This is a genomic window from Aureivirga sp. CE67 (assembly GCF_015767245.1).
Classification (GTDB): domain Bacteria; phylum Bacteroidota; class Bacteroidia; order Flavobacteriales; family Flavobacteriaceae; genus Aureivirga.
In genome coordinates this window covers 29968-43183 of the sequence record NZ_JADOTV010000008.1, presented here as the reverse complement: position 1 = coordinate 43183, position 13216 = coordinate 29968, and the positions used below count along the sequence as shown (strand labels likewise).

General features: G+C 28.4%; 8 protein-coding genes. 3 read left to right on the top strand and 5 right to left on the bottom strand.

The window, feature by feature from the left end:
• Window positions 1-34 precede the first annotated feature (34 nt).
• From I0K12_RS11125 to I0K12_RS11115, 3 genes are all read left to right on the top strand, one after another.
• Window positions 35-2113 (top strand): DUF3857 domain-containing protein, encoded by a 2079-nt coding sequence (locus tag I0K12_RS11125; RefSeq protein WP_196888062.1) that lies wholly within the window; start codon window positions 35-37, stop codon window positions 2111-2113.
• Between the two features lie 19 nt (window positions 2114-2132).
• Window positions 2133-4202 (top strand): hypothetical protein, encoded by a 2070-nt coding sequence (locus tag I0K12_RS11120; RefSeq protein ID WP_196888061.1) that lies wholly within the window; start codon window positions 2133-2135, stop codon window positions 4200-4202.
• Between the two features lie 145 nt (window positions 4203-4347).
• Window positions 4348-5532: a cytochrome-c peroxidase gene (locus I0K12_RS11115; protein ID WP_231372745.1), complete on the top strand. Its 1185-nt coding sequence runs from the start codon at window positions 4348-4350 to the stop codon at window positions 5530-5532.
• Window positions 5533-5627: 95 nt separating this feature from the next.
• Here I0K12_RS11115 and I0K12_RS11110 read toward each other — a convergent pair whose 3' ends face one another.
• The 5 genes from I0K12_RS11110 to I0K12_RS11090 form a co-directional block, all read right to left on the bottom strand.
• Window positions 5628-7229: an aspartate:alanine exchanger family transporter gene (locus I0K12_RS11110; RefSeq protein ID WP_196888057.1), complete on the bottom strand. Its 1602-nt coding sequence runs from the start codon at window positions 7227-7229 to the stop codon at window positions 5628-5630.
• A 135-nt stretch (window positions 7230-7364) separates the two neighbouring features.
• On the bottom strand, window positions 7365-8498 hold the full coding sequence (gene ribB / locus I0K12_RS11105) for a 3,4-dihydroxy-2-butanone-4-phosphate synthase (RefSeq protein WP_196888056.1): 1134 nt from the start codon (window positions 8496-8498) through the stop codon (window positions 7365-7367).
• 1 nt (window position 8499) lies between these two features.
• Window positions 8500-9957 (bottom strand): LptF/LptG family permease, encoded by a 1458-nt coding sequence (locus I0K12_RS11100; protein ID WP_196888054.1) that lies wholly within the window; start codon window positions 9955-9957, stop codon window positions 8500-8502.
• Window positions 9958-9967: 10 nt separating this feature from the next.
• Window positions 9968-10636: a LolA family protein gene (locus tag I0K12_RS11095; protein ID WP_231372744.1), complete on the bottom strand. Its 669-nt coding sequence runs from the start codon at window positions 10634-10636 to the stop codon at window positions 9968-9970.
• Entirely contained in the window at window positions 10623-13148 is a 2526-nt protein-coding gene (locus I0K12_RS11090) for an FtsK/SpoIIIE family DNA translocase (protein WP_196888052.1), read from the bottom strand. The genes I0K12_RS11095 and I0K12_RS11090 overlap by 14 nt, the downstream gene beginning before the upstream one ends.
• Window positions 13149-13216: the final 68 nt, after the last annotated feature.

The window sequence follows — 13216 nt, the reverse complement described above, 5'->3', positions numbered from 1 at the left end:
TTTTGTTCAAAATTCAATTAAAAATATGCTAGAAATGAGAAATAAAAAAAGATTTATACTTTGTATTATACTCTTACTTTTTCAGATATTTTGTTTTTCTCAAAATTTATTAGAACAGAAAGTAAATTTTGCTGAGAAACCATCGTGGGTTAAAGAATATCCTTTTCCAGAATTAAAAGAATATGATAATGATTTAGTTCTTATTCAAAAAGAATATCAATATAACCATATTACAAAAGAGAGGTTTCATAAATTAATTTATTATGTGAAAAATGTTTATGGTAAAAAAGCAGTGAATAAACTAGAACTTGAGTTAGATCCAGAATATTATTCTTTTACCATGCATTCTAATAAAATATATAGAAATGGAGAAGTAATAGATCTAATAGGTGAAACTAATATTAGTAAAGGATATTTTGAAATTACTGCTTCTAATGAAGTTTATGATATAAATGGGAAATTACTAATTCAGTTTGACAAAGTTGAGGTAGGTGATATTTTTGAAATTTCTTATACTATTAAAGGTATTCAGCCTGATATTGATGATACATTTTTTTTAAGACAAGATTTATATATTGAAAATCTTCGAGGAAGTTATTTTACTTTAGTAGTTGAAAATGAAAAAAATGGAATTGAGCATAAAATTTTAAATGCAAATATTCCCATTGAAACTCAGAAAAAAAATGGAGTAAATTATCATGAATTTGAATATTCTCAAGATAAATCTAAAGTTTTTTACAATCAAGTTGGTTGGCATTCTGAAGTTCCGACAATTTATTTATTTACACGAAATGAATGGAAAGATATAGTTGATTTAAATTTAAAAAACCATCAACTGGATACGCCAGTTTCTCCTTTAATAAAAACGAAAGTGGAAGAACTAACTAAAAACAGTAAAACGCTTGAAGAAAAAATATTGAAGGTATTAGATTATACACAAAAAGAAATTCATTATTTAGCTTATGGTTTAATTGATCCGAAAAAACCGGATGCTACTTTAAAACAAAACCTAGGAGATTGTAAATCAAAATCATTATTGACTATAAAAATGCTTGAGGTTCTAGGGGTAGAAGCTTGGCCAGTTATAGTTAATTCAAGAGGATTTGATGAGCGTTTATTAGATATGCCTTCACTAGTTGGATTTGATCATGAAGTTATTCAGTACGTTTTTGAAGATGATGTTTTATTATTTGATTCTACAACTATTCCGCAACATGGAAGCCTGCAAGATAGACAAGTTCATAAGTATAGATATGGACTTAGAATTATTCCTGGTGAAAATAAAATGATAAAACTTCCCGATAATCAAAAAAATGAACTATCTCTCACAGTAAATTATATTCCTATTAAAGATACTATTCAAGATAAAAATAGTACGGAATTAAAACGTTTTCATCATGAAATGGATATGGAGGTAAAAGGGAATATGGTAGACTTTATACAGAGTCAATACTTGCAAAATAGATCAAATTTTTGGTTGCCTAATGATAGTTATTATTTTATGTCTGCATTTTCAAGAGTTTATGAAAGTTACAATGAAGTTACTTATGATTTTAATGAAAAGGATAGGATAATTAATATAAGTACTAAAAAGCATGATAAAGAATTAGTTTATGACAGTAGATATTTATATTCTCAAGATAATGATGAATATTATATACCACATCCTGTTACCATTTTAAATATTGAAGAAAAAGAAAAAATAGGTAAGTATTTTGTTCTAACGAATCATAAAAATGTTGAAGTTTTATTAAAAATTAAAAAGGCACCATGGATTAATAATTTTGATGCGAATTCTCATAAAATAAAGACAGATTGGATAGATTATAAAAATAAAACTTGGGAAGAAAATGATACAATTTACTCGCTTGTAACAGCCAATTTTTTAAAATCTAGTTTAGAATCTTCTAGATACGAGGAAGTAAAGAAAGTTCAAGATGAAATATTAAAATTGAATAATGTACATCTTTTTAAAAAATATGAAGTTTATGAATATAAAGGTGAAAAATATTACTACGATTCGTTTTATTTAAAACTATTTATTTCCGTATTAATTATACTAATTGTTATTCCTATTGTTTTAATATTTAGAATCAGAAAAAAAAATTCATAATTTAGAATTATTACCAGCTATGATTAGACATTTAAAAATATATTCAATTCTTTTTCTTTTAATATTTATAACTGTTTCGAATAATGTTTTTTCACAAAATAAAAAACAAAAGATAGATTATTTAAAAATAACAGAAAAACCTATTTGGATTAAAAATTATCCTTTGCCAAAAATTTATGAAAATTTATTTAAGAATAATCCTAAAATTCAAGAAGAAGTACAATATAATAATGTTCTGAAAGAAACTTTTTATAGAGAATATTATTATATAAATTATGAGAATGATTTAAGTAAAGAGTTTCTTCTTAAAATTAATCGAGATGAAGAGATAATTGAGTTACATTCTTTAAGAATTTATCGAGATGATGAAGAATTAAATATTTTAGAAATAAACGATTTTGATAAAAATGAATTGAAACAAAATATTGGTGAAGAGGTTCTTTTGGATTTTGTGACATTTAAAATTGAAAATAGTTCTTTTAAAATAGGAGATGTAGTTGAGTTTTCATACACATTAAAAAAACGTAGAACAAACAAACAAAATTCTTTTTATCATGAAGAATTCATGACGCCATATGATCTGAATGGTTTAAAATATTTTTTAATTATAGAAAATGGAGGAGATATAATTACACAAAATTTAGATACAGTTAATCTAAAAAAATATCGAAAAGGAGGAATGAATTATTTAGAATCTTATTTTGATAATTCAAAAACTATTAATCAAAAAAAATCAAGAAAAAGTATTGTTTTTTATCAAGATCAATCATGGGAATCGGTAGTTTCAAAAGAGTTTGTGAATTTAGAGCTTGATAAAAGTCCTTCTGAGAATTTGAAGAAAAAAGTTGTTGAACTAACTAAAAATAGCCAATCAACTGAAGAGAAAATTAAAGCAGTTTTTGATTTCATCCAAAAAGATATTGATAATTTAGAAAAATCAAATGTAAATTCTAACTATGCTGATAAAACATTAGAATTAACTTATGGTTCGAAATTAGCAAAAACGATTTTAACCGTTAAAATGTTAGAAGTTTTAGGAGTGAAATCTTGGCCAATATTAGGGAATTTAAAAAACTCAAGAGAAGAATTTCAGAAGATTATAAGTGCTTCAAGTTTTGATGAATCCGCAATAGAATATGTTTTTGAGAATGATACTTTAACTTTTAATCCTTTTACAGAGCCTACAATTGGACGACTTAAATATCGTCAGTTTGATAAGTTTTATTATGGATTAAGAGTTCATCCAGAAGATGCAAAAATTATATTTCCTCAAGAAAATTCGCAAGAAAATAATTTAAAAATTACAGCTGTTTTCGATCCTTTAGATAAATCTGCGATGCGAAAAGAGTATCCTGAGGACGGGAGATATAAATTTGATTTGGATATTAACTTTAGAGGTTCTATAATTAATAAATTTAATTTGATTTATCAAAAAGGAAATGATTTAGATTTAAAAATTAATTTTTTTAATCTAATTTTAGATAGTTCACTTTCTTTTTATAATCAGCGTATTTCTAATAATATTCAAATATTTACTATTGATAAAGAGAAAGAAGAAGTGAATGTAAATATTAAACTAAATGATACTTCTGGGACTTTTAATGTTTTTAAAACATTTGTAAATCCTATAAAAATGTGTGAAGAATTGAATGAAACAGAATCTTGGTATAAAGTCGAAGCTCTATTTTTTAAGAAAAAAGAAGTTTTATTAAAAATAAAGAAAACAGATAGTATTCATATTTTATCACCTAAGGTTACAGAAATAAAAAGAGATTGGGTTAAGTATAATAAAGAAGTTTGGGAAACAAAGGATACTATTTTTGCAGCTTTTACTTTAGAATATTTAAAACCTCTGAAAAACATAAAAGAAAATGCTGAAATCCCTGAATTTATTCAGGAAGTAACAAAAGCAAATAATATTTTTGATGTTTATAATACAGATTTAGAAGAGGAAGAAAATGAATATGATTATACTTTCGAGAAGCAAGAAAAATTGGAACAGAAAATTTTGATTTTACTAGTTTTAGTTATTTTATCATGGATTGTTTATATTGTTATTAGATTGAAATACCGAAAATTAAATAATTAAAATAAACGTTGATTAATTCTACTTTTTAACAAAATAATTCAAACATTATGAAAAAATAAATACAGAATCAATAAACCTTTTTCTAATTTCATAGTCATAGAACAAGCTAACCAATTTATGACGACGTATGAAGAAAATTAGTTTTATGATTTTTTTGTTGAGTTTTTCTATGATTTATATTTCATGTAATGATGATGACTCACAAGAATATATTCAGATAGAAGAAGAGCAAGAAGAAGAAAATAATGATCCCTATGCTGCAATTAAGCAAAACTTCGGAAATACGATTGATTTAGACAATTTATATGATTACGCAAATCAGCAAATTCCGAATTACATCACAAAAGATAATTCAGGTTCTAATCAAATTACTGACATCAAAGCTACTTTAGGAAGAGTTTTGTTTTATGATAAAAATTTATCTAAAGACAATACAATAGCTTGTGCAAGCTGCCATAAACAAGAGTTTGCTTTTAGTGATAATCTATTAGCAAGTCCTGGCGTGAATGGAAATACGGAAAGACATTCAATGCGTCTAGTAAACGCAAGATTCAGTGAAGAAACTCATTTTTTTTGGGATGAAAGAGCAAATACTCTAGAAGATCAAGTGATTTTGCCAATTCAAAGTCATGTAGAAATGGGATTCAGTGGTGAAGATGGTTTTCCTTCGTTTGAAGAATTATTCCCAAAATTAGAAGCAATTGATTATTATCAAGAGTTTTTTAAATTGGTTTATGGTGATGAAAATGTCACTCCAGTGAGAATTCAGGAATGTTTAGCGCAATTTGTAAGAAGTATTCAATCCTTTGATTCTAAGTATGACGAGGGTAGAGCGCAAGTTCAAGAAGAATTTCAACCATTTCCTAATTTTACTATGCAAGAAAATCAAGGAAAATTACTATTTTTGCAACCACCTCCTAATGGAGGAGCAGGATGTATGGGGTGTCATAGAGCTCCAGAGTTCGATATAGACCCAGAATCATTGAATAATGGAATTATAGGAGTAATTGGTGACGAAACAGAATTAGATCTAATTGTTACAAAATCTCCTTCTCTAAGAGATTTATTCAATGCTAATGGAGAATTGAACGGACCGATGATGCATAATGGAAAGTTTACTACTTTAGAAGAAGTGATTGAACATTATAATACGGTTTCAGCAAGTCCTGAAAATACAAATTTAGATCCTAGATTGACGGGAGGAGGAAATAATCAAGGTTTAAATTTGACAGCTGAAGATAAAGCTGCTTTAATTGCATTTTTGAAAACACTAGGAGGAACGGACATGTATACAAATCCAAAATGGTCGGATCCTTTTGAAAATAATTAAGATTAAACTTTTAAAATAGAACCTGGAAGGGAAGTGAGGACTCCTTTCAAAGTAGATTTTAAAGTATATGAGAGGCTTTTTATAAGCCTCTTTTTTTATTTAAATAATAATATTGCTCCAATTATTTTCGTACAAATTATAAGAATTACCATTGCAAAAGGATAAACTGTTGCATAAGCTACAGGAGGTGCATTTGTTTTGGTTAAAGAAGTAATAGCGCTCAGTCCAGGCGTACTTGTCATACCTCCAGTAAGTGCTCCTAGCAAAGAAAGGAAATTTATTTTTAGAATATATCTTCCAATAATTACTGCTAAAAACATCGGAATAATGGTAACCATAATTCCCATTAAAAATAATTCAATTCCTTGTTTTTCTATGGTTGAAATAAAATTAGTTCCTGCTGAGGTTCCAATGGAAGCAAGGAAAAATAAAAGCCCCATTTGCCTTAAAAGTTGATTTGCATGTCCAGAAACATTCCAAATGATATTTCCAGTTTTTCCTATTCTTGAAAGCATTAAAGAAATTAATAAAACTCCACCTGTAATTCCTAATTTAAAATTAATTCCAAAAAGAGGAACAGAAATATTTCCAAGTACAATTCCAAGAATAATTGCAATAGAAATTGGCAGGAAATCAATTTCCATAAGTTTTTTAGAAGAATCTCCTATTAGTTTGATTACAGCATCTCTATTATAAGTTCCACTTACAATCATCAATTTATCTCCAAAGCGAAGTCTTGAATTTGAGTTTGGTGTCATATCAATTCCTGCTCTACGAATTCTTGTAACAGTTGCATTATAGTTTTTCCCTAGAGATAATTCACTTAAAGACTTATTTACAATTTTTTTATTCGTAACCAAAACCCAATCTACAATACAACGATCACTTGTCGGAATTTCTTCATCCGTTTCTTCTCCGACTAAAAAAGCGACTTTTTTCAAAGATTTTTTGCTACCTACAGCTCTGATGATATCTCCTTTTTCTAGAATTAAATCTTTATTTGGCATAAAAACATCTTGACCTTTTTTTAAAATTCTAGAAATATTTGCACCAGTCATCGAATTGATTTTTAGCTCAACAAAACTTTTATCAAAAATATTTTCATTAGAAACGATAAAATTTTTTGCAGCTAATTTTGGAAAGTTTTTATTTGTTTTTTCGTAATAATCTTGTTCTTCTTTTTCTACGTCAATTCTAAAAATTTTTGGAATCAGTCGAATTACAAGAATTACACCCAAAACACCAAAAGGATAAACAACACCATAACCAATAGAAGTTTCAACAGCTCCGCCCGTTGCATCAATAGCAGAAGCAAGACCAGGTGTGCTAGTTAGAGCTCCGGTATAAATTCCAATGGCATAGAGTAAATTGACATTAAAGAAATAAGAAGCAACTACAGCAGTAATTCCACCAGCTACTACAACAATTGCAGAAATAATTATCAATTTTAAACCATCAGAACGAAACGAATCAAAAAAACCAGGCCCAGCTTGGATTCCAATAGTGAAAATAAAAAAGATTAAACCGATTGTTTTAAAAATAGGAGGGACTACAACTCCATAATGTCCGAAGATAAGTGCTACAAATAAAACAGCTGAAGTTCCTAGAGAAACACCTTTGATTTTGAATTTTCCAAGGAAGATTCCTAGTGCAATAATAACAAATACAGCTACATAGTCTCTTGTCAATACATCCATAGTATTTGGTTATTTTTAGATGAATTTTATCTCTGTTTTAAAGAGATTTTGTATAACAAAAGTAAAGCTTGTTTTTGTATAAAAGAAGAAAAAAAGCCGCTAATTAGCGGCTTTTTCTATAAAATATGATTTTATTTAGTATGTAGAATAATCCACGATTTCAAGACCATAACCAGTCATTCCAACTCTTTTTTTATCATGAGAACTATTTGAAATTACATTTAATTTCTCAATTCCTAAATCATGTAAAATTTGAGCTCCAATTCCAAAGTCTTTTTCATCCATAACTAAACTAGGTGCTTTTGCATTTTTATCTTCAGCAATAGCTTTTTTGAATAAACCTAAACGTTGGATTAAATCGAAAGATTGATTTTCTTGATTGATAAATACTACAACACCTTTTCCTTCTTTATTAATTAAATCAAAAACTCCTTTAAGTTTTTCATCAGGATTGTTTGTAAGTGTCCCAAGAATATCATTATTTACTAAAGTAGAATTTACTCTAACTAATACTTCTTCATCTTTTGTCCATTCACCTTTACTTAAAGCTAAATGAACCTGATTATTATTTGTTTGCTTATACGCTCTTAATCTGAAGTTACCAAAACGAGATTCAATTTCGAAATCTTCGATTTTATTAATTAAAGAATCGTGTTGCATTCTGTAAGCAACTAAATCTTCAATTGAAATGATTTTTAAATCAAATTTCTCAGCTACTTTTAATAACTGAGGTAAACGAGCCATTGTTCCATCTTCATTAAGAATCTCTACTAAGATTCCAGCTGGTTTGAATCCAGCTAATCTAGCTAAATCTACAGCAGCTTCTGTATGTCCAGTTCTTCTTAGAACTCCACCTTCTTTAGCTTTTAATGGAAAAATATGCCCAGGTCTTCCTAAATCTGCTGGCTTCGTCTCTTCTTTAGTTAAAGCCATGATTGTTTTTGATCTATCGTGTGCAGAAATACCAGTAGTACATCCTTGTCCGATTAAATCAACTGAAACCGTAAATTGTGTATTGTGAAGAACAGTATTATCTGTTACCATCATATTCAATTCTAACTCCTCACATCTTTCTTCTACAAGCGGAGCACAAATAAGTCCTCTTCCATGAGTAGCCATAAAATTGATCATTTCTGGTGTAACTGTTTCAGCAGCAGCGATGAAATCACCTTCATTCTCTCTATCCTCATCATCTACAACAATTACCATTTTACCATTTCTAATGTCTTCTATAGCTTCTGGTATTGTATTCAGTGCTTTTTTTTCCATTTTATCGATTGTTGTGTTGTTTTTCCTTTTTTAAACCTAACTTATTGAAAAAGTTTTTGATAGGTTGAATTACGTTATTAATATCAAATACTCCCATTCCTTTTGTTGCTTTATATGTTAAAAACATTCCGAAAGGGAATAAAACTATGGTTGCAAGCCAACTTGCAAAAGATGCTGGCAATGCACTTTCTTCTGATAAGTTTTTACCAAATGTGTCAATGAAGAAATAAATGACAAAGACAACGATTGCTAATACCATCGGAACTCCAAATCCTCCTTTTCTAATAATAGAACCTAAAGGTACACCAATAAAGAATAAAATAAGTGGAGCTAATGAGAAAGCAACTCTGTGGTAAAACTCAAAATCATATTGATTTAATCTTTTTCTGTCTAGTTTGAAACTACTAGTTGTACTTTTTACATTCATGTTAGTTCTTTTCATTGAAGAAATAGCATTATCAAGTACAATTAATTGACCTTCTAAATTAAAGTTTTCTAGAACATTTTCTGACAAACCTTTTACTTTTAAAGAATCATTAATAGGTTGTAATTCGTTGATTTTTGTTCGAATTAAAAGGTTTTTAAGTTTCAAACCAATATTTTTATCATATACCTGTTTTAGACTATCAATTTTCGGTTCTAATTGATTTAAACGAAGCATAACAGCTGCTTGACTGATATTTTCTTTATCTAATCCTTCGTTACCAAAATCAGAAATATCAATGTTTACAGTATATTTTTCAAAACTTGCCCTAGAGTTAGGAAGTCTATTTTTTTCTTTTAAAGTAGTTCTATGTCCAATTTCGTCAGTATAATAATATCCATCGTTTAAAACAATCGTCATGTATCTACTTCCTTCCTTAGATACAATTTCTCCATTCTTCGCTGTAATCACAGTGATTTTTCCTCTATTTTTAGAAAGATCGGCAATTTGAACATTTCTTAGCATGTTTTCATTTTTACCATATCTTTCATCAAATTTAATAGTGAAATTAGGAATCTCTGTATTAAATGTTCCTGGAATTAAAAGTAAAGATGGTTTTTTCTTTTTTACATTAACTAATAAATTTCTTTGTTTAAAAGAAGCATAAGGAAAGACATTATTTGCAAAAACAAAGTTTAGTGCGCTTAATGCTAAGGTGAAAATTAAAAGAGGAGCCATCATTCTTTTCAAAGAAATACCAACAGATTTGATAGCAGCAAATTCATAATTTTCAGATAAATTTCCTAAAGCCATTATGGAAGATAAAAGTACTGCAATTGGTACTGCAATAGGTACTAAAGTAAGAGATAAGTACCAAATAAATTTAAGTATAAATATAAGGTTAACTCCTTTCCCTGCAAGATCATCGAAGTATAACCAAACTGCTTGCATTATTAGTACAAAAAGGATGATTAAGAATGTTGCAAAAAAAGGAGTTAAAAAACTTTTAAGTATATATTGATCTAATTTTTTCAATTTATATATGTTATAATTCAGATATTAAATAATTTTTATCATCTTGATATTTCTTCAGGTCAAAATTAAAAAGTTTATCTGAAATAACAGTGTTTGTTTTCATATTTGTGATAACAATTGATGTATTTGTTCCGTTTTTTCCTACTTCAATTAAATCATTGATATTTTTCGTTTTTACATCAATTCCTAATAAAATATACTTAACCTCTGCATTTGAGTCAATTGGAATTAATTTTACGTATTGAATTTTTCTTCCAGTAGTATTTTTTTGAATATCCATTTTATAAGTGTATCCTTTCTTATAAAATGTCAACATTTTTGATGGAGACAATAATCCCTCTTCATCTTCCTCTGGAGTTTCAATAATTACTTCTTCATCTTCGTGGTTGATTGTATATTTTTTTGCTCCATCAAACATTAAATCTACTTCAAATAAGTTTAAAAAATACTTATCTCCTTTTAATGAAACATTTCCTTTTTTCTGACTATGGATGTTTTCTTCCATATTATCAAGTTTGTATAAAAACTCAATTTCAATTGTTTTATAAGAAGCAGTTTTTTTAGAAACCTCGTCTAAAAGTTGTTCTGCATTATTTTGTCCAAATCCTAAAGTTGCGATTGCAAAAAATAACAATAATAATCCTTTTCTCATTTCAAATTTTGTGTTAGTTCTTTTCATTTTCTAATAATTGATTTAAAGCCATTTCATCTGGGACTAAAACTTGTCGAGCTTTACTTCCCTCAAACGGACCTACAATACCTGCAGCTTCTAATTGATCAATTAATCTCCCTGCTCGGTTGTATCCTAATTTTAATTTTCTTTGTAAAAGTGAAGCAGATCCTTGTTGTGCATGAACGATAAGAATTGCTGCTTCTTTAAATAATTTATCTCTATCTTCAATGTCGATATCAAGACTTGTGCCATTCTCTTCAGAACTATATTCTGGAAGTAAATGAGCGTCCGGATATGCTCTTTGCATTCCAATAAAATCTGTGATTCTTTCTACCTCTGGAGTATCAACGAAAGCACACTGTAAACGTGTCAAATCATTTCCTCCAGAATACAACATATCTCCTCGTCCAATTAACTGATCTGCACCAGGACTATCTAAAATCGTACGTGAGTCAATTTTAGAAGTTACTCTAAAAGCAATTCTCGCAGGGAAGTTTGCTTTAATAATACCTGTAATAACATTTACAGAAGGTCTTTGTGTTGCAACAATTAAGTGAATTCCTACTGCTCTGGCTAACTGTGCCAATCTTGCAATTGGAGTTTCAACTTCTTTTCCTGCCGTCATGATTAAATCTGCAAACTCATCAATAACTAAAACGATATATGGTAAAAACTTATGACCATTTTCAGGATTAAGTTTTCTAGCTTTAAATTTTGCATTATACTCTTTAATATTTCGAGTCATTGCATTTTTAAGCATATCATATCGAGCATCCATTTCAATACAAAGAGAATTTAAAGTATCGATAACTTTTGTTGTATCTGTAATAATTGCTTCTTCTGTATCTGGAAGTTTTGCTAAATAATGTCTTTCAATTTTGTTGAATAAAGTTAATTCTACTTTTTTCGGATCTACCAAAACAAATTTAACTTCCGCAGGGTGTTTTTTATAAAGTAAGGAAGTAAGGATTGCATTTAATCCAACAGACTTTCCTTGTCCTGTTGCTCCGGCCATTAATAAGTGAGGCATTTTAGCCAAATCTGCTACAAAAGTTTCGTTAGAAATTGATTTTCCAAGAGCAATTGGTAATTCCATTTCTGATGTTTGAAATTTCGTAGAAGCAATAACCGATCGCATAGAAACAATCGAAGGTTTTTTGTTTGGAACTTCAATACCAATAGTACCTTTCCCAGGAATTGGTGCAATAATACGAATTCCTAAAGCAGAAAGAGAAAGTGCAATATCATCCTCTAAGTTTTTAATTTTAGAAATACGAACTCCAGCTTCAGGAATGATTTCATATAGAGTTACTGTTGGTCCAACAGTGGCTTTGATATGTTCAATTCCAATTTTATAATGTTTTAGAGTTTCGATAATTCGATTATTGTTCGCTTCCAGCTCTTCTTGATCAATAGAAATAGATTCATCATATTTTTTTAATAAATCAATAGAAGGGAAGGAGAAATTACCTAATTCTAAAGTTGGATCGAATTCACCAAAATCATTTACTAATCTATCTGCTAAATTTTCTTCAACAGTTTTTTCTTCTTTTTCTACTGCAACTTCAATTTCCAATTTCGGACTATCATCCTCTTGAGCTGAAGCTTCATTTGTAGAATAATTTTGAATTGTAGGAGAAAGGTTGTCAAAAGAATTAGTGAAATTAGATTTCGATTCTTCTTTTGGCTTTACGTTTTCTACTTTATTTGTTGATATTTGTTCTTCTGGTTTTGTTTCTTGGTTTAATTCAAATGTAACTTTTGGTTCTGGTTTCTGAACCTCTTTTTTAATAGTAGTTTTTTGTACTGTTTGAGGTTTTTGTTCCTTTTTAAGTTTTTCCTTATCTGTAGCCTGAACTTTTGCCTTAAGTTCAGCTTCTTTAGCTTTTTGTTTTTTGATAACTTCAATTTCCTCTTTTCTTTTCTCAATATGTTTTTTAGAAACATTAAAAATAGCTAAGAAGAATCTTTTAATATGTTCTGTAGTGATTTTAAAACGAATAGCTAAATAAGATAATAACGTAAAAAGAATAAGTAAGAAAACTCCTATTTTACCTAAAAAATGCTGAAGAAAATCTTTAATTTCAAAACCAATAATTCCTGAAGCTATGGTACTTTTTGGAAAGAAAAAGCTTACAGTAAGCGAAAGCCATACCATTCCTAACATAGCCCAACGCCAATTTTTTCTAAGTTTTTTATGATCTGCTTGCACCATTCTGTATAAACCAGAAAGGAAAAGAAGTGTTGAAAAAACAAACGAAGCGATACCAAATCCTTTATAGATGAAAATATAGGAAATATAAGCTCCTATTTTTCCCATCATATTTTTTACTTCTATACTTCTATCCGTAAGAGACCCAATCACGCTTTGGTCTTCTCCCCAGTTTGAAAAATAGGAAATAAAAGATATCGTTAAAAAAAAAGAAAATAAAACTAAAAACAAACCAACCACAGCTTGGTTTTGAAATGGCTTATTTAAATTTTCTAGTTTTTTTATAGAAATACCTATTTTTTTCATGTTTTAAATTTTTGGTTAGATTAAGTAATTTTATAGAATATAAATATGATAGTTATAAAGGATATTCT

Bases quoted from the DNA above. Each gene is read 5' to 3' on its own strand.
- I0K12_RS11115 (WP_231372745.1), top strand. From the start codon at position 4,348: ATGATTTTTTTGTTGAGTTTTTCTATGATTTATATTTCATGTAATGAT.
- I0K12_RS11125 (WP_196888062.1), top strand. From the start codon at position 35: ATGAGAAATAAAAAAAGATTTATACTTTGTATTATACTCTTACTTTTT.
- I0K12_RS11090 (WP_196888052.1), bottom strand. From the start codon at position 13,148: ATGAAAAAAATAGGTATTTCTATAAAAAAACTAGAAAATTTAAATAAG.
- ribB (WP_196888056.1), bottom strand. From the start codon at position 8,498: ATGGAAAAAAAAGCACTGAATACAATACCAGAAGCTATAGAAGACATT.
- I0K12_RS11095 (WP_231372744.1), bottom strand. From the start codon at position 10,636: ATGAAAAGAACTAACACAAAATTTGAAATGAGAAAAGGATTATTATTG.
- I0K12_RS11110 (WP_196888057.1), bottom strand. From the start codon at position 7,229: ATGGATGTATTGACAAGAGACTATGTAGCTGTATTTGTTATTATTGCA.
- I0K12_RS11120 (WP_196888061.1), top strand. From the start codon at position 2,133: ATGATTAGACATTTAAAAATATATTCAATTCTTTTTCTTTTAATATTT.